Genomic DNA, 25,086 nt, shown 5'->3' on the forward strand with positions numbered 1-25,086 from the left:
TTTTTGAAGAGTCCCCTTGATTCATTAAGAGTCAAGGGGATTTCTGTTTTTATACACTTATACCGCTTCTCTATAACTTTCCAAAATAACATACATCTCTGAGTTTGTGCGCTTCTCCTTCTGCTTTTCCTGGCTCAGTTTGAAAACTTTCCTATCCGAATAACCATTTTTTGTTATTTAATCTTTAATATATCCGCTTTGGTATCCCATTTGTCGTTTTCGGTATTTACCCGTTTTCAGATGTCTTTTAGATTCCTTATATTTGCTTTCTCGCCTGATAAAATCAGAAAAAGTGTCATTTAGTTATTTTTTCTTTTCATCTTTCTCTTTTTTATCAAATTGATTTTTGTAAATTTGGCGAGAATCTAAGAAAGGTACACAATTAATATAGTAATAATACTAAATAACTCCTGTTGATATGGAAAACAAAATTCAAGAGTTGACCGATAAGATTTATCGTGAAGGCGTGGAAAAAGGAAACGAAGAAGCGCAGAGACTTATCGCGAATGCTCAGGAAGAAGCAAAAAAAATCATTGAGGATGCTCGTAAAGAAGCAGAATCAATTGTAAATTCCTCTCGTAAATCTGCCGACGAATTGGTGGAAAATACAAAATCAGAATTAAAACTGTTTGCCGGTCAGGCTGTAAATGCACTCAAATCTGAGGTCGCTACTATGGTAACTGACAAGTTAGTAACTACTTCTGTGAAAGATTTCGCACAAGATAAAGATTATCTGAATGCGTTTATCGTTGCACTGGCTTCCAAATGGAGTGTTGACGAACCTATCGTTATCTCGACAGCCGATGCCGAATCACTGAGAAAGTATTTCGCAGCTCATGCGAAAGCTTTATTGGATAAGGGAGTGACTATACAGCAAGTAAACGGTATCAAGACTTTGTTCACCGTTTCTCCTGCGGACGGTTCCTATAAGGTGAACTTCGGAGAAGAAGAATTCATGAATTACTTCAAAGCGTTCTTGCGTCCTCAATTAGTAGAAATGCTATTTTAAAAGAAGCGACTATGAGTAGTAAGTACTATTACTTGGTAGCAGGTTTGCCGGAACTTTCGCTGGAAGACAGCAAACTGAGCTATACAGTAGCCGATTTTAAAACTGAAATCTATAACGGATTGTCTGCTTCGGACCAGAAGTTGATTGACTTGTTTTATCTGAAGTTTGATAATGCGAATGTGCTGAAACTTCTCAAAGATAAGGAAGCGGAAATCGACAAACGGGGAAACTACTCTGCTGCGGAACTCACCGAATACATTTCTATTCTAAGAGAAGGCGGAGAAATCAGTCCCAAAGAATTTCCGGCTTATCTTTCTACATTTATCATCGATTATTTGAATACACCGGCTGAAAGCACGGTATTGCACGAAGACCATCTGGCTGCATTGTATTATGAATATGCTATGAAATGTGGGAATAAGTTTGTTTCTGCCTGGTTTGAATTCAATCTCAACATTAATAATATCCTTGTCGCGTTTACGAGCCGTAAATTCAAATGGGATATTGCTTCCAATGTCGTAGGAAACACGGAGGTATGCGAAGCTTTGCGTACGTCGAGTGCCCGCGACTTCGGATTGTCCGGCGAGGTGGATGTTTTTGAATCGTTGGTGAAAATCAGTGAGATTACGGAACTGGTGGAGCGTGAGAAAAAACTCGACGCTTTGCGGTGGAACTGGATGGAAGATGCCATCTTCTTTGATTATTTTACCATTGAACGTATTTTCGCTTTCTTGTTGAAGTTGGAAATGATTGAACGGTGGATTTCATTGGATAAGGAGAGAGGTAATCAGTTGTTCAGAAGCATCATCGAATCGCTGAAGAACGAAGTGCAGATCCCTGCAGAATTCAGATAATAAATTATTAAAAATATATGGCAACAAAAGGAACTGTTAGTGGCGTTATTGCCAACATGGTGACCCTCGTCGTTGACGGACCGGTAGCTCAGAATGAGATTTGTTATATCTCGACCGGTGGCGATAAGTTGATGGCGGAGGTGATTAAGGTTGTAGGTTCACATGTATATGTCCAGGTGTTTGAAAGCACCCGTGGACTGAAGGTGGGAGCCGAAGCCGAATTTACAGGACACATGCTCGAAGTGACATTAGGTCCGGGTATGTTATCAAAAAACTACGATGGTCTGCAAAATGACCTCGACAAGATGGACGGAGTTTTCCTGAAAAGAGGACAATATACGTATCCGTTGGATAAAGAGCGTGTATGGCATTTCGTTCCATTGGTAAGTGTCGGTGACAAAGTGCAGGCTTCTGCATGGTTGGGACAGGTGGACGAAAACTTCCAGCCGTTGAAAATTATGGCTCCGTTCACTATGGAGGGAACGGCTACCGTTAAGACCATCATGCCGGAAGGTGACTATAAGATAGAGGATACGATTGCTATCCTGACAGATGAGGAAGGAAACGATATCCCTGTGACTATGATTCAGAAATGGCCGGTAAAACGTGCTATGACGAACTACAAGGAAAAACCGCGTCCTTTCAAATTGCTGGAAACCGGTGTGCGTGTAATTGATACGTTGAATCCGATTGTGGAAGGTGGTACAGGCTTTATCCCCGGTCCGTTCGGTACAGGTAAGACAGTGCTTCAGCACGCTATCTCCAAACAGGCGGAAGCGGATATCGTTATTATCGCCGCTTGCGGTGAACGTGCGAATGAGGTTGTGGAAATCTTTACGGAGTTCCCCGAATTGGTTGACCCGCACACAGGGCGTAAGCTGATGGAGCGTACCATCATCATCGCCAATACTTCCAACATGCCGGTAGCTGCCCGTGAAGCATCTGTATATACAGCGATGTCACTGGCGGAATATTACCGTTCAATGGGATTGAAGGTTCTGTTGATGGCGGACTCTACTTCCCGTTGGGCGCAGGCTTTGCGTGAGATGTCCAACCGTATGGAAGAGTTGCCCGGACCGGATGCATTCCCGATGGATATTTCGGCTATCATCTCCAACTTCTACGGCCGTGCGGGATATGTGAAACTCGGCAATGGTGAAACTGGTTCCATTACATTCATCGGTACGGTATCTCCTGCCGGTGGTAACTTGAAAGAACCGGTAACTGAGAATACGAAGAAGGTGGCCCGTTGTTTCTATGCCTTGGAACAGGATCGTGCCGATAAGAAACGTTATCCGGCTGTGAACCCGATTGATTCTTATTCCAAATATATCGAATATCCGGAATTTGAAGAATATATCAAGAACCATATCAACGGTGAATGGATTGGCAAGGTAAATGAACTCAAGACCCGTCTCCAACGCGGTAAGGAAATCGCCGAACAGATTAATATCCTCGGTGACGACGGTGTACCGGTGGAATATCATGTTACTTTCTGGAAGTCGGAATTGATTGACTTCGTTATCCTGCAACAGGATGCTTTCGACGAAATCGACGCGGTAACTCCGATGGAACGCCAGGAAGATATTCTGAATATGGTGATTGACATCTGCCATACGGAATTCGAGTTTGATAACTTCAACGAAGTAATGGATTATTTCAAGAAGATGATTAATATCTGCAAGCAGATGAACTACTCGAAGTTTAAATCAGAGCAGTATGAAGGATTCCAACAGCAACTGAAGGAATTGATTGCCGAAAGAAGTATCAAATAGTAAATAGTAACTAGCTAAATAGTAAATATATAGATGGCAACAAAAGCTTTTCAAAAGATATATACCAAGATTACTCAGATTACCAAAGCTACCTGTTCGTTGAAAGCGACGGGGGTAGGGTATGACGAGCTTGCCACTGTGAACGGTAAACTGGCACAGGTGGTTAAGATTGCCGGTGACGATGTCACTCTGCAGGTATTTGAAGGTACGGAGGGTATTCCTACCAATGCCGAGGTGGTGTTCCTTGGCAAATCGCCTACATTGAAAGTAAGCGAGCAGTTGGCAGGACGTTTCTTCAACGCTTTCGGTGACCCGATTGACGGCGGTCCGGAGATTGAGGGACAGGAAGTGGAAATCGGCGGACCTTCCGTGAATCCGGTTCGACGTAAACAACCGTCGGAACTGATTGCAACGGGTATTGCCGGTATCGACTTGAACAATACGCTGGTATCCGGTCAGAAGATCCCGTTCTTTGCCGACCCCGACCAGCCTTTCAACCAGGTAATGGCAAACGTGGCGCTGCGTGCCGAAACGGATAAGATTATCTTGGGCGGTATGGGTATGACGAATGACGACTACCTGTACTTTAAGAATGTATTCTCCAATGCAGGTGCGCTCGACCGTATCGTGAGCTTCATGAACACGACCGAGAATCCGCCGGTAGAACGTCTGTTGATTCCGGACATGGCACTGACTGCCGCCGAATATTTTGCAGTAAACAACAACGAGAAAGTTCTGGTACTGTTGACGGATATGACCAGCTACGCCGATGCGTTGGCAATCGTGTCCAACCGTATGGACCAGATTCCTTCGAAAGACTCTATGCCGGGTTCGCTTTATTCGGATTTGGCGAAGATTTACGAGAAGGCGGTACAGTTCCCTTCAGGCGGCTCGATTACGATTATTGCGGTGACTACTTTGTCCGGTGGCGATATTACGCACGCTGTGCCTGATAATACGGGTTATATCACGGAAGGTCAGTTGTTCCTGCGTCGTGACAGCGATATCGGTAAGGTTATTGTCGACCCGTTCCGTTCGTTGTCCCGTCTGAAACAGTTGGTTACCGGTAAGAAGACACGTAAAGACCATCCGCAGGTGATGAATGCTGCCGTACGTCTGTATGCCGATGCCGCTAACGCCAAGACGAAGATGGAAAACGGTTTCGACCTGACGAACTACGACGAACGTACGTTGGCTTTCGCGAAGGATTATTCGAATCAGTTGTTGGCTATCGACGTCAATCTGGATACTACTGAAATGTTGGATGTAGCCTGGGGCTTGTTTGGCAGATACTTCCGTCCGGAAGAAGTGAATATCAAGAAAGAACTGGTAGATCAATACTGGCCAAAAGGCGAATAATAATAAACTTGTAATTAATAATTTATCATTAGTAATTAACAACGTGGCTATAAAGTTTCAATATAACAAAACCTCTCTTCAGCAGCTTGAAAAGCAACTGAAAGTGCGGGTGCGTACGCTTCCTATCATTAAGAACAAGGAAAGTGCTCTCCGCATGGAAGTGAAACGCTGCAAAACGGAAGCGGCTGATTTGGAGGATAGGCTCGAACAACAGATTCAAGCCTATGAAGCCATGTTCGCCCTTTGGAATGAGTTTGACGCTTCATTAATAAAGGTAAATGATGTTCATCTTGGCGTGAAGAAAATTGCAGGTGTACGTGTGCCGTTGCTCGAAAATGTAGAATTCGAGATACGTCCGTACAGTATGTTTAACGCTCCCAAGTGGTATGCCGACGGTATCCACCTTTTGGAGGAGCTTGCTCATACGGCAATTGAACGTGAATTTATGCTCGCCAAGCTGAATTTGTTAGAACATGCAAGGAAAAAGACCACTCAGAAAGTAAATCTTTTTGAGAAGGTGCAGATACCGGGCTATCAGGATGCATTGCGAAAGATCAAGCGATTTATGGAAGATGAAGAAAACCTGTCGAAGTCTTCGCAAAAGATCATGAAGTCCCATCAAGAAAAAAGGAAGGAGGTAGAGGCATGATTACAAAAATGAAGAAACTCACATTCCTGGTTTATCACAAGGAGTACGAAGGATTCCTGAACAGCCTGCGCGAACTTGGTGTGGTTCACATTGTGGAGAAGCAGCAAGGCGCTGCCGATAACACGGAACTGCAAGAGAATATTCGCTTGTCCAACCGCTTGGCGGCTACTTTGAAGTTGCTTCAGAATCAGAAGCATGAAAAGAATGCTGTGATTGCTGCGGAAGGTGGAACGGCTGCCCGCGGTATGCAAGTACTGGACGAGGTGGACGCCCTGCAGACGGAACACGGAAAGTTGTCCCAGCAGTTACAAAGCTATGCGAAAGAGAAAGAAGCGCTGGAAGCTTGGGGTAACTTTGAACCGGACGGTATTCAGAAACTGAAAGATGCCGGTTATGTGATCGGTTTCTATAGCTGTTCGGAAGGAAACTACAAAGAAGAGTGGGAAACGGAGTACAATGCAATGATTGTAAACCGCATTTCTTCCAAAGTATTTTTCGTGACCGTAACGAAGGCCGGACAAGAGGTGGACTTGGATGTGGAGCAGGCGAAACTGCCCGCATACTCTCTGTCGCGTCTTGAAGCGCTTTATGATACGACCGAACAGGCGATTGAAGAGAATGAAAAGCAGCTCGTCGCACTTTCCGAGACGGATATTCCTTCTTTGAAGGCAGCTATAAAGGAATTGCAGAGTCAGATTGAATTTTCTAAAGTCGTATTGAGTTCCGAACAGACTGCCGGTGACAAACTGATGCTGATTGAAGGATGGGCTCCTGCTTACAGCAAAGTGGAGATAGAGGCTTATCTGAATGACGCGCATGTATATTATGAGATTACAGATCCGATGCCGGGTGATGATGTGCCTATCCGACTGAATAATAAGGGATTCTTTGCCTGGTTCGAGCCGATTTGCAAGCTGTATATGCTTCCGAAGTATAATGAACTGGACTTGACCCCGTTCTTTGCCCCGTTCTTTATGATCTTCTTCGGGCTTTGTCTGGGAGACTCGGGCTACGGTTTGTTCTTGTTCCTGGGAGCTACGGCATATCGCTTACTGGCAAAGAAGGTAACTCCGTCAGCGAAGTCGATTATTTCGCTGATACAGGTCTTGGCTGTTTCAACTTTCTTCTGCGGTCTGCTGACGGGTACATTCTTCGGAGCGAATATCTATGATTTGGACTGGCCTATTGTTCAGCGTCTGAAACATGCTGTCCTGATGGACAACAATGATATGTTCCAGTTGTCGTTGATTTTGGGTGTTATTCAGATTCTGTTCGGTATGGTACTGAAAGCTGTGAATCAGACGATTCAGTTTGGGTTCAAATATGCAGTAGCAACGATTGGATGGATTATCCTGCTGGTTTCAACAGCCGTTTCGTTTTTATTCTCTTCTTCGGAGATGTTGCCGAGCGTGTTGTGGATAGGAGGTACGGCATATAAGGTTGTTCTGTGTATCTCAGGTGCTATGATATTCTTTTTCAATAGTCCGGGAAAGAACATATTTATGAATATCGGACTCGGTTTGTGGGATTCATACAACATGGTTACCGGCTTACTTGGAGACGTTTTGTCCTACGTTCGTTTGTTTGCCCTCGGACTCTCCGGTGGTATCCTGGCGGGAGTATTCAATAGTCTGGCAGTAGGTATGAGTCCGGATAATGTAATAGCAGGCCCTATCGTGATGGTGCTGATTTTCGTTATCGGTCATGCAATCAATATCTTTATGAATGTGCTCGGTGCAATGGTTCACCCGATGCGTCTGACATTCGTTGAGTTCTTCAAGAACTCCGGATACGAAGGCGGTGGCAAGGAGTACAAGCCGTTCAGAAACTAAAAACTGAAAATTAAAAATTAGAAATCGAGAATTAATATTTTAAGAATTAAACAATAAAAAATAGAATAAGATTATGGAAATGAATTTGTTTATCGCCTACATTGGCATCGCGGTTATGGTTGGTTTGTCAGGCATCGGTAGTGCTTACGGAGTAACTATTGCAGGTAACGCTGCTATCGGAGCTTTGAAGAAGAATGATAGTGCATTCGGTAACTTCCTTGTATTGACTGCTCTTCCGGGTACGCAAGGTCTTTACGGTTTTGCCGGCTACTTCATGTTTCAGACTATCTTTGGTATTTTGACTCCTGAAATTACAGCGATTCAGGCATCTGCAGTTCTTGGTGCAGGTATTGCTTTGGGACTGGTTGCCTTATTCTCTGCTATCCGTCAGGGACAGGTTTGTGCAAACGGTATCGCAGCTATCGGACAGGGACACAATGTATTTAGTAATACTTTGATTCTTGCCGTATTTCCCGAGCTTTATGCAATCGTTGCTTTGGCTGCAACCTTCTTGATCGGTAGTGCACTCGTTGCATAATTTTAGCAGGAATATTTCCTATAAAAGACTTTCAATCCCCTTGTGCATGCTGCTTTGCATGTGCAAGGGGATCTTCTTTTTTCTTTGTATGACAACGTTTCTTTCTTCTTCTTAACTCATATTTTTCGCATAAAGTATTATTTTTCAAAGAATAATGTGTACTTTTGCACTCGCATACTAAAAAGAGTTTTAATATATTATATGGTAAAAGATTTATTAACCCCCGATTATATCTTCGAGTCCAGCTGGGAAGTATGTAATAAAGTGGGAGGGATATACACTGTCTTGTCTACACGGGCAAATACGTTGCAGGAGAAGTTCCGTGACAGAGTTTTTTTTATAGGTCCTGATGTGTGGCAAGGAAAAGAGAACCCTCTATTCATCGAGTCGGATAATCTATGTGCTGCCTGGAAAAAGCACGCACTTGAAAATGACGAACTTTCTGTCCGTATAGGAAGATGGAATATCCCCGGTGAACCCATAGTCATTCTAGTCGATTTCCAACCTTTTTTTGAGAAAAAAAACGATATATACACAGAAATGTGGAATCGTTATCAAGTAGATTCGTTGCACGCTTATGGCGATTACGACGAAGCTTCTATGTTTTCGTATGCTGCGGGCAGAGTAGTGGAGAGTTTCTATCACTACAACCTGACAGAAACGGACAAGGTGGTATATCAGGCGCATGAATGGATGACGGGAATGGGAGCACTTTATGTACAGGAAGCTGTGCCCGAGGTGGCTACTATCTTTACGACCCATGCTACTTCTATCGGTCGTTCTATCGCTGGTAACAACAAACCGTTGTACGACTATCTCTTTGCCTACAATGGCGACCAGATGGCCGAGGAACTGAATATGCAATCGAAACATTCGATTGAAAAACAGACCGCGCACTATGTGGACTGCTTTACTACGGTTAGCGAAATCACCAACAACGAGTGTAAGGAACTGCTGGACAAACCGGCGGATGTAGTCCTTATGAACGGTTTCGAGGATGATTTTGTGCCGAAAGGAAGTACATTCACCGGAAAGCGTAAGCGTGCGCGTGCCTTGATGCTGAATGTGGCGAATAAGTTACTGGGAACAAATCTGGATGACGATACGTTAATTATCGGAACCAGCGGGCGATATGAGTTCAAAAACAAAGGAATTGATGTATTCCTGGAATCGTTGAACCGCTTGAACAGAGATAAGAACCTGCATAAGAATGTATTGGCATTTATCAATGTTCCCGGTTGGGTAGGCGATCCCCGCGAGGATTTGCAGGAACGCCTGAAGAGCAAGAAAAAGTTCGATACTCCGCTTGAAGTGCCGTTCATTACTCATTGGCTGCATAATATGACACATGACCAGGTACTGGATATGCTGAAATATATGGGAATGGGAAATCGTCCGGAAGATAAGGTTAAGGTTATTTTCGTGCCTTGTTATCTGGACGGTCGCGACGGTATCATGAATAAAGAGTATTATGATTTATTGCTCGGACAGGATTTGAGCGTGTATGCTTCTTATTATGAACCTTGGGGATATACCCCGTTGGAAAGCGTAGCATTCCATGTGCCGACAATCACTACCGATCTGGCGGGATTCGGACTTTGGGTGAACAGCCTGAAAAACCAGCATGGCATTAATGATGGGGTGGAAGTGTTGCATCGCTCGGACTATAACTATTCGGAAGTAGCGGATGGTATCAAGGATACGATTACGCTGTTTGCCGATAAGACGGAAAAAGAGGTGAAGGAAATCCGCAAGCGTGCCGCTGAAGTGGCGGAACAGGCTTTGTGGAAACACTTTATACAATATTACTATGAGGCTTACGACATTGCTTTGCGCAATGCTATGAAGCGTCAACTGAGTTAAAGGAAAAATTTATTCATCAATAAGTAAACAAAAACATTATGAAAATTAAAGTTAGTAATGTGAATACTCCCAACTGGAAAGAGGTTACTGTAAAATCACGTATCCCGGTAGAGTTGGAGAAGTTGTCTGAAATCGCACGCAACATTTGGTGGGCATGGAATTTTGAAGCGACTGAACTGTTTAGAGATCTAGATCCGGAACTTTGGAAAGAATGTGGACAGAACCCGGTGCTGCTGTTGGAACGTATGAGCTATGAAAAGCTGGAAACTCTGGCAAAAGACAAGGTGATTCTGAGAAGAATGAATGAAGTTTATACGAAATTCAGAGATTACTTGGATGTGAAGCCGGATGAAAAGCGTCCGTCCGTTGCCTATTTCAGTATGGAATATGGCTTGAGTAGCGTCCTGAAAATATATTCCGGTGGTCTGGGTGTGTTGGCCGGTGACTACTTGAAAGAAGCTTCCGACAGCAATGTGGATTTGTGTGCGGTAGGTTTCTTGTATCGTTACGGTTACTTTACTCAAACATTGTCCATGGACGGACAGCAGATTGCTAACTACGAAGCGCAAAACTTCGGTCAGCTTCCTATCGATCGCGTAATGGATGCGGAAGGCAAGCCGTTGGTAGTGGATGTTCCTTACCTGGATTATTATGTTCATGCTAACGTATGGCGTGTTAATGTAGGACGTGTCTCTTTGTATCTGTTGGATACGGATAATGAAATGAACAGTGAGTTCGACCGTCCTATCACTCACCAGCTTTATGGTGGCGACTGGGAAAACCGTCTGAAACAGGAAATCCTGTTGGGTATCGGTGGTATCCTGACACTGAAAGCATTGGGTATCAAGAAAGATATTTATCATTGTAATGAAGGACATGCTGCTTTGATTAATGTTCAGCGTATCTGTGATTACGTAGCTACCGGATTGACTTTCGATCAGGCTATCGAGTTGGTTCGCGCTTCTTCTCTTTATACGGTTCATACACCGGTTCCCGCAGGTCACGACTATTTTGACGAAGGCTTGTTTGGTAAATATATGGGTGGTTATCCTGCCAGAATGGGTATCACTTGGGACGACTTGATGGATCTCGGACGTAACAATCCGGGTGACAAGGGCGAACGTTTCTGTATGTCTGTCTTTGCTTGCAACACTTCCCAGGAAGTGAACGGTGTGAGCTGGCTGCACGGAAAGGTTTCTCAGGAGATGTTCTCTTCTATCTGGAAAGGTTACTTCCCCGAAGAAAGCCATGTAGGATATGTGACGAACGGTGTTCACTTCCCGACTTGGAGCGCAACGGAATGGAAAGAACTGTACTTTAAATATTTCAACGAAAACTTCTGGTTCGACCAGTCTAATCCTAAGATTTGGGAAGCTATCTACAATGTGCCCGATGAAGAGATCTGGAAGACCCGTATGACGATGAAGAATAAGTTGGTTGACTATATCCGCAAGTCATTCCGCGATACTTGGTTGAAGAACCAGGGCGATCCTTCACGTATCGTTTCGCTGATGGATAAAATTAATCCGAATGCATTGCTGATTGGTTTCGGCCGTCGTTTCGCTACTTACAAACGTGCACACTTGCTGTTTACCGACTTGGAGCGTCTTTCTAAGATTGTGAACAATCCTGACTATCCGGTACAGTTCCTGTTTACAGGTAAAGCTCACCCGCACGATGGAGCAGGACAGGGCTTGATTAAGCGTATTATCGAGATTTCCCGTCGTCCCGAATTCCTGGGCAAGATTATCTTCCTCGAAAACTACGATATGCAGTTGGCCCGTCGTCTGGTTTCCGGTGTTGATATCTGGTTGAATACTCCGACCCGTCCGTTGGAAGCATCCGGTACATCCGGCGAAAAGGCATTGATGAACGGTGTTGTCAACTTCTCCGTATTAGACGGATGGTGGCTGGAAGGTTACCGCGAAGGTGCAGGTTGGGCGTTGACTGAGAAACGTACTTACCAGAATCAGGAACATCAGGATCAATTGGATGCTGCTACTATTTACAGCATTCTTGAAACTGAAATTATGCCGTTGTATTATGCACGCAACAAGAAGGGATATTCTGAAGGCTGGATCAAGGTAGTGAAGAATTCTATCGCTCAGATTGCTCCTCACTATACAATGAAACGCCAGTTGGATGATTACTTCAGTAAGTTCTATTGCAAGCAAGCTAAACGTTTCGCTGCTTTGTCTGCTGATAACAATGCGAAAGCAAAAGAAATTGCAGCTTGGAAAGAAGAAGTGGTTGCTAAATGGGATTCTATCGAAATCGTATCTTCAGATACAGTAGAAGAACTGAAGAAAGGCGACATCGAAAGCGGAAAAGAATATACTATCACTTACGTGATTGATGAAAAAGGCTTGAATGATGCAATAGGACTCGAACTGGTGACGACTTATACGACTGCTGACGGTAAGCAACACGTTTACTCGGTAGAACCGTTCAACGTAATCAAGAAAGAGGGTAACTTGTATACATTCCAAGTTAAGCATAGCTTGTCGAATGCCGGTAGCTTCAAGGTGTCTTACCGTATGTTCCCGAAGAACCCGGAACTTCCACATCGTCAGGACTTCTGCTACGTACGTTGGTTTGTCTAATTGAAAGTAAAGTAGGGGAGAGTGAATCTCCCTGCTACTTTTATATATAAAATCAGCCCCTGCATTCTCAAAGATTGCAGGGGCTGACTTTTTTCAATCAAGAGACTGTTTCAATGCATGACAGTCTTTTTTTATTTTACAACTTCTGCAATTTTAGCTTGCAGCTCTTCTCCGTGCAGACCGCGGGCGATAATTGTACCGTCACCGTCGATCAATACTGTATGAGGAATACTGTTTATAGCGTAGAGTTGTGCACCTTTACTTTGCCAGAACTTCAGGTCGGACATTTGCGGCCAAGTCATGTTCAGTTTCTTGATGGATTCTTTCCAGGCAGCACCGTCCTGATCGAGAGATACGCCTACGATTTCAAAGTTTTTGCCTTTGTATTTAGCGTAAGCTTCTACGAGGTTAGGCATTTCGCGGCGGCAAGGCCCACACCAGCTTGCCCAGAAGTCAACCAATACAACTTTGCCTTTGCCTACATAATCAGACAGTTTCACTGCTTTTCCATCCGGTGTTTCCATTTCGAAATCAATGAACTTGGTACCTACGGCAGTTTTTTTCTGTGTTTCAGTCAGTTCTTTGATTCTTACGATTGTTTCATCGTTCTGGAAGTTAGCCGGAACCTGTTGCAGTAATGCTTCGTTTTCGGCAGTAGAGTTATTGTAGAAAGTCTGTTTGAACAAGAATACGCCAACCGGGTTGGTGATGTTCTTCTGTACAGCTTCCTTGATTGCGTTCTCGTACTGTTCCTGCAACTCGGTACCTTCTTTTTGCTTGGCTTCTTTTTGCTCGTCGCTCAAAGTGGAGTCTCCCATTGATTCGTAGATGGCATTCAGCTTTTTGCTGATGTCATTGATTTTGCTTCTGAGTTCCTGGTAAGCATCGTTGTTTGCAGTACCGGTGGCAGAGTCATTGCCTTTGGCCAGTGCAACGTTGATTTTCCCGTTTTCGAGGAAGAAATCAACCATCAAAGGTGTTCCGTTTACTTCACAAGTGACATAACGGCTGACAACGGAATCTTGTGTACCTTTGAAGGTGAAAGTTCCTTTGGAGATTACAGCAGTATCGAGTTTTGTTAAGTTTCTACCTGTAGCTTCCTGGAGATAAACGGTGTCACCATCGGCTGCGCCCTCTACTGTACCTGTAACAACATAGCCGGCTTTGTTTCCACCGGTACAAGCCACCATACCCAGGGCTGCTGTTGCAATAACTAAATAAGTTAATTTTTTCATGCTTTTGTAAGATTAGTGAATAAATATTTATGCAAAGATAGATTATTTTTCTCTCGGCCACCGAAAAACACTGTTATATTAGATTAACACGTAGGTGAAAACCGCAGAAATGTGTACCTTTGCAACCCAAACTTTAGTATGAATATGCAAGAAGATAAATCCATCATTGAGGTGAGCCATGTATCGAAGTACTTTGGCGATAAAACAGCATTGGATGATGTGACTCTGAACGTGAAAAAGGGCGAGTTTGTGACTATCCTTGGTCCTTCCGGTTGCGGTAAAACCACGTTGTTGCGTCTCATTGCTGGTTTTCAGACAGCTTCGGAAGGCGAAATCCGAATTTCGGGGATGGAAATAACACAAACTCCGCCCCATAAGCGTCCGGTGAACACGGTATTCCAGAAATATGCCCTGTTCCCGCATTTGAATGTTTACGACAATATTGCTTTCGGCCTGAAACTGAAAAAGACGCCGAAGCAGATTATCGAGAAGAAAGTGAAAGCCGCCTTGAAAATGGTAGGCATGACGGATTATGAATATCGCGATGTCGATTCTCTTTCCGGTGGTCAGCAGCAGCGTGTTGCCATCGCCCGTGCCATTGTCAACGAGCCGGAAGTGCTGTTACTTGATGAACCGCTGGCAGCGCTCGACCTGAAAATGCGTAAGGATATGCAGATGGAACTCAAGGAAATGCATAAATCTTTGGGAATCACGTTTGTTTACGTCACTCACGACCAGGAAGAGGCTCTTACGCTGAGCGATACGATTGTCGTGATGAGTGAAGGAAAGATTCAGCAGATCGGTACGCCGATTGATATTTATAATGAGCCTATCAATTCGTTTGTTGCGGACTTTATCGGAGAAAGTAACATTTTGAACGGTACGATGATTCATGACAAGCTGGTACGTTTCTGCGGTACGGAGTTTGAATGTGTGGACGAAGGATTCGGTGAGAATGTTCCGGTAGATGTGGTTATCCGCCCGGAAGACCTTTATATCTTCCCCGTTTCGGACATGGCACAGTTGACAGGAGTGGTGCAGACTTCCATATTCAAGGGGGTGCATTATGAAATGACGGTGCTTTGCGGCGGCTATGAATTCCTTGTGCAGGATTACCATCATTTTGAGGTGGGGGCGGAAGTCGGCCTGCTGGTGAAGCCTTTCGATATTCATATCATGAAGAAAGAGCGTATCTGCAATACTTTTGAAGGAAAGTTGCTGGATGCCACTCATGTGGAATTCCTCGGTTGCAACTTTGAGTGTGCTTCGGTAGCGGGTATAGAACCCGACACGAATGTCAAAGTGGAAGTGGACTTCGACAAGGTGATTCTTCAGGATAATGAAGAAGACGGAACGCTCACAGGTGAGGTGAAATTCATCCTTTATAAGGGTGACCATTATCATCTGACGGTGTTTTCCGACTGGGACGAGAATGTGTTTGTAGATACGAATGATGTATGGGACGACGGTGACCGCGTGGGTATTACCATCCCCCCGGATGCCATTCGTGTAATTAAAATAACCGATTAACAGGAAAGGAAGTGAATAAGAGGTTTTTAGTCTTTTTGTCATCACGTAAGAGTTGGACTCTCCCTTACATTATTTTTTCGGCGATCTTTGTGGTCATACCGTTGTTCTTGATTGTCGTGTATGCGTTTACCGACGATAACGGTCATTTGACTCTCGCCAATTTTCAGAAGTTCTTCGAACATCCTGAAGCGATCAATACCTTTGTCTATTCGATAGGTATTGCTATCATCACCACCCTTGTTTGTCTTTTGCTGGGTTATCCTGCTGCCTGGATACTGAGCAACAGCAAGCTGAACCGTTCCAAAACGATGGTTGTCCTGTTCATCCTGCCGATGTGGGTGAATATCCTGGTGCGTACCCTGGCTACGGTTGCCCTATTCGACTTTTTCAGCGTGCCGCTGGGCGAAGGAGCTTTGATATTCGGTATGGTGTACAACTTTATCCCCTTTATGATTTATCCTATCTATAACACGTTGCAGAAGATGGATCATAGTTATATCGAAGCTGCGCAGGACTTGGGCGCCAATCCCGTACAAGTCTTTCTGAAAGCGGTTCTTCCGCTTTCCATGCCGGGGGTGATGAGTGGTATCATGATGGTGTTCATGCCGACTATCTCGACTTTCGCCATTGCCGAGCTGCTGACGATGAACAACATCAAACTCTTCGGTACGACGATTCAGGAAAATATCAATAACAGTATGTGGAATTATGGAGCAGCGCTTTCACTTATCATGCTGTTGCTGATTGCGGCTACTTCCTTGTTCAGTACCGATGATAAGGACAATTCTAACGAAGGGGGGGGGCTATGGTAAAGAAAATATTTGCGCAGGCTTACTTGTGGATATTGCTGTTGCTGCTTTATTCTCCTATCGTGATTATCGTCATCTATTCCTTCACCGAAGCGAAAGTGCTGGGCAACTGGACCGGTTTCTCTACCAAACTTTATACTTCGCTTTTCACCACGGGCACGCATCATTCTTTGATGAATGCATTGGTTAATACGATTACTATCGCCTTGCTGGCTGCAACGGCATCTACCCTGCTGGGTAGCGTGGCTGCTATCGGCATCTTTAATCTGAAATCCCGTTCGCGCAAAGCGATTAGTTTTGTGAATAGCATTCCTATTCTGAACGGAGATATCATCACCGGTATTTCGCTTTTCCTTTTGTTTGTTTCTTTGGGAATCACGCAAGGATATACCACCGTAGTGCTTGCACATATCACTTTCTGTACGCCTTACGTTGTGTTGAGCGTTCTGCCCCGCTTGAAGCAGATGAATCCGAATATTTATGAAGCTGCCCTCGATTTGGGGGCGACTCCCATGCAAGCCCTGTGGAAAGTCATTGTGCCGGAGATTCGTCCGGGAATGATTAGTGGCTTTATGCTTGCGTTGACACTGTCTATTGATGATTTTGCCGTAACAGTGTTTACCATCGGCAACCAGGGCTTGGAGACGCTTTCTACTTATATTTATGCTGATGCCCGCAAAGGTGGTCTGACACCGGAGCTTCGCCCGCTTTCCGCTATTATTTTTGTGGTGGTGTTGGCGTTGCTTATTGTAATCAATTACCGGGCAGGGAAAGCGAAGAAAAAATAGTTATTCAATATGCCAATGCGCTGATATGCTAATTGCATGGCAGTACGTTTTCAGTATTGGCATATTTGCACATTGTAAAATTATTAATTATGAAAAGAATAATTCCTGCTATCCTGTTATTGCTGAGTTTGACGGGATGTTATAATTCCGGCGAGCCTCGCGAACGGGTTCTCAAAATCTATAACTGGGCGGATTATATCGGGGAAGGTGTTCTCGAGGATTTTCAGGCATATTATAAGGAACAGACTGGTGAAAATATCCGCATCGTTTATCAGACATTCGACATTAATGAGATAATGTTGACCAAGATTGAGAAAGGTCATGAGGATTTCGACGTGGTTTGTCCTTCGGAATACATTATTGAGCGTATGTTGAAGAAGCACCTGCTTCTGCCTATCGACACGAACTTTGCTCATTCTCCCAACTATATGAGAAATGTGTCTCCGTTCATACGGGAGCAGATTAATAAACTGAGCCAGCCGGGTGAAGAAGCCAGCCGTTATGCAGTATGCTATATGTGGGGGACTGCGGGAATCCTTTATAACCGGGCTTATGTTCCTGATTCGGTCGCAGCATCCTGGGATTGTCTTTGGGATAAGAAATATGCCGGCAAAATACTGATGAAGGATAGTTACCGTGACGCTTACGGTACGGCCATTATCTATGCGCATGCCAAGGAACTGGAAGAGGGGACTGTGACGGTGGAAGAACTGATGAACGACTATTCTCCGCAGGCTATGGAACTTGCGGAAAAATACCTGAAAGCCCTGAAACCGAATATAGCTGGCTGGGAAGCTGATTTCGGCAAGGAGATGATGACGAAGAACAAGGCTTGGCTGAATATGACCTGGAGCGGTGACGCTATATGGGCGATTGAAGAAGCCGATGCGGTAGGTGTGGACTTGGATTACGAGGTTCCGAAGGAAGGAAGTAATATATGGTATGACGGTTGGGTGATTCCGAAATATGCGAGGAATCCGGAAGCAGCCAGTTACTTTATCAACTTCATGTGCCGTCCGGACATTGCTCTGAGAAATATGGATTTCTGCGGATATGTAAGTTCGATTGCTACTCAGGAGATTCTGGAAGAGAAGATAGACACGACACTTACCTATTTTGCTGATTTGAGTTATTTCTTCGGACCGGGTGCCGATAGCATACAGATTGACAAGATTCAATATCCCGACCGCAAGGTAGTGGAACGATGCGCTATGATTCGTGACTTCGGTGATAAGACGAAAGAAGTTCTTGATATCTGGTCACGTATTAAGGGGGATAATTTAGGAGTAGGCATCACCATTCTCATCTTTGTCGTTGTTGCTTTGATGAGCGGCTGGATGATATATAAAAGATGGCAACGTTACAGTCGCCGGAAACAACAAAGGCGAAGAAGCAGAAGAAAAAAGGTAAAGAGGAATTAACGTTGGTTTTTTGGTACATATTAGCAATAAGACTCGGTAAGCAGAATGTTTGCCGAGTCTTATTTTTATGGTGTCATTATCGCCGTTTCATATTGCGGAGTACGTCTTTTGTTTCCTTGTCTACACGGAGAGACTCGATAGTTTTCTGTAATGCTTTATTGTAAGTCCAGTTGTCCAGTTTGCTCTGTTTCAAGTATTCCATTGTCTTTTCTGGGAATTTGATGAAGCAGATGGATAGCATCCAGGCCATAGCCATTCGTGCATAATAGGCATCATGGTTGAAAGTGTCTGCGTATGCCAGCAATGCATCAATATGTCCTTCATCTATATAATGGAAAAGCATCACAATCCCGAAGCGGATTTCGAACTCTTTGGGAGATGCGAGGTAAGGCTGAATAAACTGCCATACTGTTTCTTTTCCTTTCTTCACGGCTGTTTTCAGTTCACCGCAAAAGATGTCGCATACCGCCCAGTTGTCGATACGTGGAACGAACATGCTTACGTATCTCATCCGTTCGTCCAGCTCCATTTTGGCCAGTCCGATAATCATTCCCTGAAGCATTGTTTCTTCATAATATTTGGTATCGTTTGCTTCCACGAATATGCGCCAGTCTTCTCTCTTTGTGATTTCTTTAGCCAGTGTCCGTAACTGCGGGATACGTATGCCGAGGATATTTTCCACTCCGGGGACTAGGGCAGAATGAAATTCCTGATACTTGGAATCTACTAAATCCTGCAATTCTTTTCGAATGTTTTCTGTTGTTGTCATTTTGTACAGTTGGTTATATTTCACAAATATATAGAAAAAGAGCATGCCTTGCGCGCAGACATGCTCCATTTTAGTTTTTTCTTCCAGCGAAGGTTTATATTACTTCTTGACCATGCTGAAAGTGAATGTTGTAATAGGGAAATCGAGATAATTATCTTCTCCGATTTTTACTTCTGTTGCTTTGATAATGAACGCAAGTTTTTTGCCTTCATAAGTGTAAGCACCGTTCTTTTCTGCTTGAATCGTTACTGTTATAAGAATTTCAGCAGGTTCTTCACCCTCTTCCTGTGCTTGCACCGGTGCAATGAATTCTATTTTTAGTGGTTCAGGTTTTAGTTGAAGTAAGATGTTGTTTTTATTTTCATCGAAAGTCGGCGTATAGGAGATATTGTAGTTGATTTCACCAAGATTAGCAATGATGCCTTCTGCCACTTCATCGTTATCAATAATGCTTTTAATCAGGTCGTCAACCGGAAGTTTCTTAATCATAATCTGATTGTCTTTTACTTCGGCGGTAACTTCGGCGCCTGCCGGTTTCTCTTCCTCTTTTGCATTTTCCGGTGAATTGACAGGCTCGGATTCCGTCAGCATTGTGCCGGAATAAGTACCATCAACATCTTTTAGGGAATATACGGGAATGTTTGAATCATTGTCATCACTGCTACATGCTGTAAAAGAAGAAACTATGCTCAGTGCCATTGCAAACAAGACAAAGCGATTAAAACAACAAACTTTTTTCATTTTAGTTAAAGTTTTCATACTGTTTAAAAAATTAGATTATTAATTCTCAAAATTAAGGTGTACGTACATAGTGTAAATGCTACGGCTAATAGAATACTGCATGAAAGAATAAAAAAAGAAAGAATTTTTTGGATGAGTATTGTTATGAAGATCCCTGTTTATGGGATCTTCGGCTATATAACTCAGTATTTGTTTTATTGTTTTTTCGTGATAGACTCGCTCGGCGTTATCCCAAAATACTCTTTGTATTTATGACGGAAGTTCTTGAGGCTCTTCAGCCCGATCATTTCCGGAAGAACGCTGACGGAGTATTTCCCGCTTTCCAATAGCTCACGTGCTTTTTCCATGCGAATCCGGTAAATCAGGTATTTGGGTGCTTCTCCTGTCAGTGCTTTCCATTTATTAAAGAAAGCGGTTCTGCTCATATATAATTCAGAAGCGATTTCATCTATCGTCAGATTTTCCTTATCTATATTTCTTAGAATAAATTCTTTAACCTGATTGATGAGGTCGTAATTGCCCTCATCTAAGATTTCCTCTTCCTCAACCTCCAGAAATTGCTTTCCGAATATTTTTTGCAGGAATGATTTTCTGAGGAAACGGTTGTTTTTGATAAGGACATTCATTTCAATTTTTAAATCTTCGATATGGAAAGGTATACATAAGAATATGTCGGCGAGGGAACTTTCTCTTTTGCTGCGTTGTCCTATGTCTATGCGTGAACCATAAAGAATGATTGGAATAACAGAGGTTTCTCTCGATGTTTTTAGCCTCGATGATAGTTCGTTGCCATACATTCCATGAAGCATGATGTCGCAAATCACTAAATCCGGGTATTCCTCTTTTATACATTCTAAAGCATCCGTGCCGTTTCCGAAGCCTTTTACAATAAAATCCTTTGATAGACGTTCTTCCAGGTATAATCTGAATTCTTTGTTGCTGTCAGCAAGAACGACCAACGGTTTGGCGGAATTTCTCTTTTGTGAGTCCTTGCCGAACAAGGTATCTATTTTTTCTTCTACCGGATTTGACGCAATTTGTATGGCAGCATGTTTGGAGGCACTTTCCGGTGAATCTTTTGAAGGGAATACCAGAGTAATGGAGCGGTTGGAGTGATTAATCATAATCTTTCCATTGCATAATTTTATCAGCTTTTTGCAGAATATATTTTTCGCGAAATTGTATTCGAGTTCTTCTTTTCGTTTAGGCAGTTGCCAGTTTTTGCATTTGTAGCATTGGACTAGTTTCTTGTTTTCGAAATCAGCTATTTTTATTTGCCAGTTTTTGGAATTTGAGGTGATTAACAGGGTAATCGTTTTTTTTTGATCGGTATGGTCTATGGCATTTTTTATGAATTTGTCGATGACCGGTGATATTTTACTTTGGTCGAACCAGACGCTGGTATAACTGAAGTCTGTTTTTATATTCAGTTCTACCAGATTGTTGGCAGCATGTGTCTGTAAAGAATCAATTCTGTTTTTAATGAATATCCCCAATTCGTATTCTGAGGAATCCAGCTTTTCAGAATTTATGAACAATTGCTTCAAATCCATTAATCTGGTTAAATGTACATTGAGGTAAGCTATGTTTTGGATGGCTAATGATAACTCTTGTCTGATATTTTCGGTGCATATGTCATCATACGCTGTTTTTAGTGGCGTATGGATTAATGTAAGTGGCGTACGGATATTCTCAAAAGAGTCTATGAAATATTGGCTGCTTTCTTTCAGAAGATTTTTCTCTTTCTGTATCGTAATAATGTGGGCTATAATCCAATAGATTGTGATTCCTCCTGCCAGGAGTATTGAGGTGAAGTTGAGTTGATAAAGAATGAGTACCGCTATGCCGCCGGAAACGAGGGATGACGTTTGTATTAAGTATTTCATGTTAATTTGTTTTTTAGTGACGTCACTCAGATGAAATAGCCCCATTTCTTTCGTTGAGAAAAAAAGAGGAAATTCACTATCCTAATATTTTACATCATTTTTTGAGAAATGGTGAATATCCTCTAAGTAACAATTATTAATCAGTTCTATTTGTTGAACACTTTGTTTACTGTATAAAATTGATACGTTGGAGAGCGTATTGTGTATTGGGTATTATTGAGGAATAACTCAATAAATACCATTCTGTATTTTCCCATATATATATAAACTGAACAGATAATGCAGGTCAGGTTTTTATAAAAAGGTATGATTGGTCTGTTTCTACGAAGTAAAAATAATGATAAGTTCTAATAAGTAGATGCTACTGTTAGTCTTGAATGTTGAATAGTCGTGTTTTGGTATTAAAAATACGATAAGAGGTATGGTTTAATTAGGTTCTGTTGGTAGAATATCGTTTGATAGCCTGCAAAATAGCAAAAGAGATGTACCATTTTTCCATTAGGATGTACAAGTGCAACTCTATTGTTGTTTTATTACTTGGTAAGTTGTGCTATAAAAATGCAGTTTTCTTCTGATAAAAAGTGAAAAGACTATAGATGATTTTTGTAAACTTATAGAAAATAAGGGGCTAATGACTTAAAATGTTGATTATTAGCGCTGCCACATTTTTGTTCTTCCCCGTATAATACTTAAGATAAGAACAAAAATGTGGCAGTGTTTAAAGGTGAAAAATCTTCGGTTGTTACTACTCTTATTTGGGGCTCGAAGCTTTCCCACCAGTTAATCATATGAGCGTTGGAAGAGTTAGTAGCTTCCGAAGGATGATTATTCTTTATTTTTCTGTGTCACTTCGATACCTGCAGGCCATAGTACTGCTTTGTTGTAGGCTTTCGCATCATTTCCGTGACCGGAGTAATCTTTGGCTATGTCGCCTTCGCCTTCGTTAAACTTCCAGTAGGCGCAGAGACCGGGAGCGTTCTCGGGATCTTCTACGTTGTACATATTCTTGTAGATTTCCTGTTGTGTGCGGGCTGTGTTCCATATGCGTACTTCACAGATTTCACCATCGAGCTGTCGGCTCATGTCATCGGGTTCGCCGTAGGAGTGACCTATTTTGAACATGAACTGTTTGCCGCGTTCCTGCAGGCCGAGGTTGATGGCTTCGCCACTTCCGTAGTCTTCGGCGTGGCTTTGTTCACGTCCGTCAACGTAGATGGAGGCGGTGCGCGCTTCGGTGTCGTAAACCACGGCTACGTGATACCATTCATTGGGGAGCAGCAATTTGCTGTTGTCGGCATTGGGAATTTTGTTTTCCTGGGCGGCGAATTGTAATTGCTGCAAGGGGAATCCGGCATCACCGAGGCGCAACAGGCAGTATTGCTCGATGCCCATGATGGTACAGATGTTTTTCGTTTCGGAACCGTATTTGAAGTCGTTCACACGGATGATGGCTTCAAAGGTGAGTTGTTTCAGACCGTTCACGATGCCGGCAGTGGGACTGTTTTTGTCGAATCCGGGCACTTCGAAATAGTTATCCTTCAGGTTGACGGCGGTGGTGATGGCGCTGGAACGTCGGATGATGTAACAAATGGTTTTCGAGCCATCGAGGATACCAATTCCTCCTGTCGCTTGACTGATGGTGACGGGCAGTAGGTAGCCGTTGTCGATGGTGAGTTCAGTGAGGGCGGCGAAGTCGATGTTGACGGGGGCAGAGGTGGTTTTACCTTGCGGGATGATGGCTTGCTCGGTGGAGAAAGTGTAATATTTGGAGTCGAGCAAGGTGTAGTCTGTTTCTAGGCGGGCGTTGTAGGAACTTACCAAGGTGGGGTCTACTTTGAAGCTGACGTTGACATCGCTACCCGTCGGTTGCGAGAGTTGGGCGGCGATTGTTTGTTGTCCGGTTTCAATGAGACGGTTGAAGGTGAAGTTTGCCACGTCCTTCTGTTGGGCGACGTCGAGATAGACTACGTTGTCGAAAGGAGTGGCGTTGCTATAGTCTTTGTTGTCGCAGGCGGCTACGGATAGTAGCATAGCTGCTGCAAGGCTTGCGAAGGAGGCGTTAGTTAGGATGCCTCGGAGGGTTCTTGTTGTTTTCATGGCATTTGAATTTTTGTTTTTTTACGGGATTGATAAATATATGTCGTTTCGAATTTCTTCGTTGGGTTTTCTGTTTTCGTTAATGTCCGTCCATCGGGTGTTGCCGATGGGTGGACGGTATGTTGTTGATACTTTCTCTTACGGTGAAGCATTGTTATGAGAATTAGCTTTGTGCATAGCTGTGGGCTTTGGTTTTGAAATGAAAAAACGGGAGTGCTACCTGTGAAAGTATAGCTTTATGGCAATGCACTTTTGGACAGACACTCCCGTCTTTTTTTATTTGTTTCATTTGATGCAAGGACTGCTTTTAAATTCTTGCAAAAAAATCACCTCAGATAGGTGTACGCAACTCTGCTAGTAGTTTTTAGGATATGAAGTACCAGTATAGCTTACAGTTTTTCCACCCCATACTCGTGAAGCAAAATTATTCATTTTTCCGGAAGCATCACTATTGCGTACATTGAACATCATGATAGCGCCATAGCCGTCATAGTAATCTGCAGCTTCTTGAATTTGCCAGTCAGCAGGATAGCCTTGGGTGTATTGTATTGACATACTTGCCCACTTGCTGTCTGCAAATCCGGAAGGAGCGCTCCAATCGGTACCGAAGTTAGGCCACATGTAGTCAAGGGCATTCTTTGCATTCTGGTTGAAGCCAGTGGCGTAGCCGTAATGGAAAGCGGTAATCAATTTGCCGGACATTTTACTATTTGCACGTAATGCTGTGATCAATGCACTGAAGTTAGTACCACTAGGTGACGGAGTACCTGAAATTTTGCCGTATTCAGCATATTCGTCATCAAAGTCTACACCGTCAAGTCCGTTATCATAGACGCAATCAGCTACCTGGTTTGCAAATGACGTTATTTGACTGCTAGTTAAGTTTGCGAAACCAACACCTGTATGGTCGCCCAGCAAACCTAGTAATACCTTGATACCTTTAGCCTGCAAAGGTTGCACCAATGTGTTTTTATGATTCAAAATGTAAGTCTGGTTCGGGTTGTGATACAACTCAACAGTTGAAACTGTACCGCGAATGTTTGATGCGAACAATATCACATGATCCACTACATAGTCTTTCTCCGCTTCTGTACCGGTGAAGTAGTATTCACCCATATTCAACGGATTAATATCGTTTGTCTCGATATACGTCGTCAACTTCGGGGTTTTAAGGCTTACGGCACGAGTGCTGGCTGTTTCAGTATTCTGAGATTCTGTCAATAAATCTTCGTTGTTGCTGCAACTTGCAATAAACAACGCCATGAAAAGAACTAATAAATAATTTTTCATCTTTTTCTTTTTTTAAGTTAATAACTGAAATGAAAAAA

General features: G+C 43.3%; 19 protein-coding genes. 13 read left to right on the plus strand and 6 right to left on the minus strand.

Annotation, left to right across the window (positions count from 1 at the left end):
• Window positions 1-418 precede the first annotated feature (418 nt).
• The 9 genes from RDN93_RS07805 (at window position 419) to RDN93_RS07845 (ending at window position 12,482) form a co-directional block, all read left to right on the plus strand.
• A complete protein-coding gene (locus RDN93_RS07805; protein ID WP_308744978.1) occupies window positions 419-1,009 on the plus strand; it encodes a V-type ATP synthase subunit E family protein in 591 nt (196 codons plus the stop codon).
• A gap of 11 nt (window positions 1,010-1,020) precedes the next feature.
• Window positions 1,021-1,863, plus strand: coding sequence for a DUF2764 domain-containing protein (locus RDN93_RS07810; RefSeq protein ID WP_308744979.1), 843 nt, complete (start codon window positions 1,021-1,023; stop codon window positions 1,861-1,863).
• A gap of 17 nt (window positions 1,864-1,880) precedes the next feature.
• Entirely contained in the window at window positions 1,881-3,638 is a 1,758-nt protein-coding gene (locus RDN93_RS07815) for a V-type ATP synthase subunit A (protein ID WP_308744980.1), read from the plus strand.
• Between the two features lie 33 nt (window positions 3,639-3,671).
• Window positions 3,672-4,997, plus strand: a complete 1,326-nt coding sequence (locus tag RDN93_RS07820) for a V-type ATP synthase subunit B (RefSeq protein ID WP_308744981.1) — start codon at window positions 3,672-3,674, stop codon at window positions 4,995-4,997.
• A gap of 43 nt (window positions 4,998-5,040) precedes the next feature.
• Entirely contained in the window at window positions 5,041-5,646 is a 606-nt protein-coding gene (locus tag RDN93_RS07825; RefSeq protein ID WP_004297640.1) for a V-type ATP synthase subunit D, read from the plus strand.
• A complete protein-coding gene (locus RDN93_RS07830) occupies window positions 5,643-7,478 on the plus strand; it encodes a V-type ATPase 116kDa subunit family protein (RefSeq protein ID WP_308744982.1) in 1,836 nt (611 codons plus the stop codon). Before RDN93_RS07825 ends, RDN93_RS07830 begins: the two co-directional genes overlap by 4 nt.
• A gap of 73 nt (window positions 7,479-7,551) precedes the next feature.
• Window positions 7,552-8,016: a V-type ATP synthase subunit K gene (locus RDN93_RS07835; RefSeq protein ID WP_308744983.1), complete on the plus strand. Its 465-nt coding sequence runs from the start codon at window positions 7,552-7,554 to the stop codon at window positions 8,014-8,016.
• 201 nt (window positions 8,017-8,217) lie between these two features.
• On the plus strand, window positions 8,218-9,879 hold the full coding sequence (locus tag RDN93_RS07840) for a glycogen/starch synthase (protein ID WP_374047377.1): 1,662 nt from the start codon (window positions 8,218-8,220) through the stop codon (window positions 9,877-9,879).
• A gap of 38 nt (window positions 9,880-9,917) precedes the next feature.
• On the plus strand, window positions 9,918-12,482 hold the full coding sequence (locus tag RDN93_RS07845; protein WP_308744984.1) for a glycosyltransferase family 1 protein: 2,565 nt from the start codon (window positions 9,918-9,920) through the stop codon (window positions 12,480-12,482).
• Window positions 12,483-12,613: 131 nt separating this feature from the next.
• On the opposite strand, the gene RDN93_RS07850 is transcribed toward RDN93_RS07845, so the two are convergent.
• Window positions 12,614-13,717: a TlpA disulfide reductase family protein gene (locus tag RDN93_RS07850; protein WP_308744985.1), complete on the minus strand. Its 1,104-nt coding sequence runs from the start codon at window positions 13,715-13,717 to the stop codon at window positions 12,614-12,616.
• Between the two features lie 138 nt (window positions 13,718-13,855).
• Between RDN93_RS07850 and potA the strand changes: the two genes are divergently transcribed.
• The 4 genes from potA to RDN93_RS07870 all read left to right on the plus strand — a co-directional run bounded on the left by potA (window position 13,856) and on the right by RDN93_RS07870 (window position 18,265).
• Window positions 13,856-15,247, plus strand: coding sequence for a polyamine ABC transporter ATP-binding protein (gene potA, locus RDN93_RS07855; RefSeq protein ID WP_308744986.1), 1,392 nt, complete (start codon window positions 13,856-13,858; stop codon window positions 15,245-15,247).
• Window positions 15,248-15,258: 11 nt separating this feature from the next.
• Entirely contained in the window at window positions 15,259-16,059 is an 801-nt protein-coding gene (locus tag RDN93_RS07860; RefSeq protein WP_022137161.1) for an ABC transporter permease, read from the plus strand.
• Window positions 16,053-16,844 carry an ABC transporter permease gene (locus RDN93_RS07865; protein WP_308744987.1) on the plus strand — a complete coding sequence of 264 codons (792 nt, stop codon included), beginning with the start codon at window positions 16,053-16,055 and terminating at the stop codon, window positions 16,842-16,844. The genes RDN93_RS07860 and RDN93_RS07865 overlap by 7 nt, the downstream gene beginning before the upstream one ends.
• 89 nt (window positions 16,845-16,933) lie before the next feature.
• Window positions 16,934-18,265, plus strand: a complete 1,332-nt coding sequence (locus RDN93_RS07870; RefSeq protein ID WP_308744988.1) for an ABC transporter substrate-binding protein — start codon at window positions 16,934-16,936, stop codon at window positions 18,263-18,265.
• A 76-nt stretch (window positions 18,266-18,341) separates the two neighbouring features.
• On the opposite strand, the gene RDN93_RS07875 is transcribed toward RDN93_RS07870, so the two are convergent.
• The 5 genes from RDN93_RS07875 to RDN93_RS07895 all read right to left on the minus strand — a co-directional run bounded on the left by RDN93_RS07875 (window position 18,342) and on the right by RDN93_RS07895 (window position 25,048).
• A complete protein-coding gene (locus RDN93_RS07875) occupies window positions 18,342-19,034 on the minus strand; it encodes a DNA alkylation repair protein (protein ID WP_308744989.1) in 693 nt (230 codons plus the stop codon).
• A gap of 99 nt (window positions 19,035-19,133) precedes the next feature.
• Window positions 19,134-19,793, minus strand: a complete 660-nt coding sequence (locus tag RDN93_RS07880; RefSeq protein WP_308744990.1) for a DUF4840 domain-containing protein — start codon at window positions 19,791-19,793, stop codon at window positions 19,134-19,136.
• Between the two features lie 176 nt (window positions 19,794-19,969).
• Window positions 19,970-21,661: a helix-turn-helix domain-containing protein gene (locus tag RDN93_RS07885; RefSeq protein ID WP_308744991.1), complete on the minus strand. Its 1,692-nt coding sequence runs from the start codon at window positions 21,659-21,661 to the stop codon at window positions 19,970-19,972.
• An 825-nt stretch (window positions 21,662-22,486) separates the two neighbouring features.
• Window positions 22,487-23,758 carry a DUF1735 and LamG domain-containing protein gene (locus tag RDN93_RS07890; RefSeq protein ID WP_308744992.1) on the minus strand — a complete coding sequence of 424 codons (1,272 nt, stop codon included), beginning with the start codon at window positions 23,756-23,758 and terminating at the stop codon, window positions 22,487-22,489.
• Window positions 23,759-24,112: 354 nt separating this feature from the next.
• Window positions 24,113-25,048 carry a glycosyl hydrolase family 18 protein gene (locus RDN93_RS07895; protein WP_308744993.1) on the minus strand — a complete coding sequence of 312 codons (936 nt, stop codon included), beginning with the start codon at window positions 25,046-25,048 and terminating at the stop codon, window positions 24,113-24,115.
• Between the last annotated feature and the right edge of the window lie 38 nt (window positions 25,049-25,086).

It is taken from the genome of uncultured Bacteroides sp., from assembly GCF_902491285.1.
Classification (GTDB): domain Bacteria; phylum Bacteroidota; class Bacteroidia; order Bacteroidales; family Bacteroidaceae; genus Bacteroides.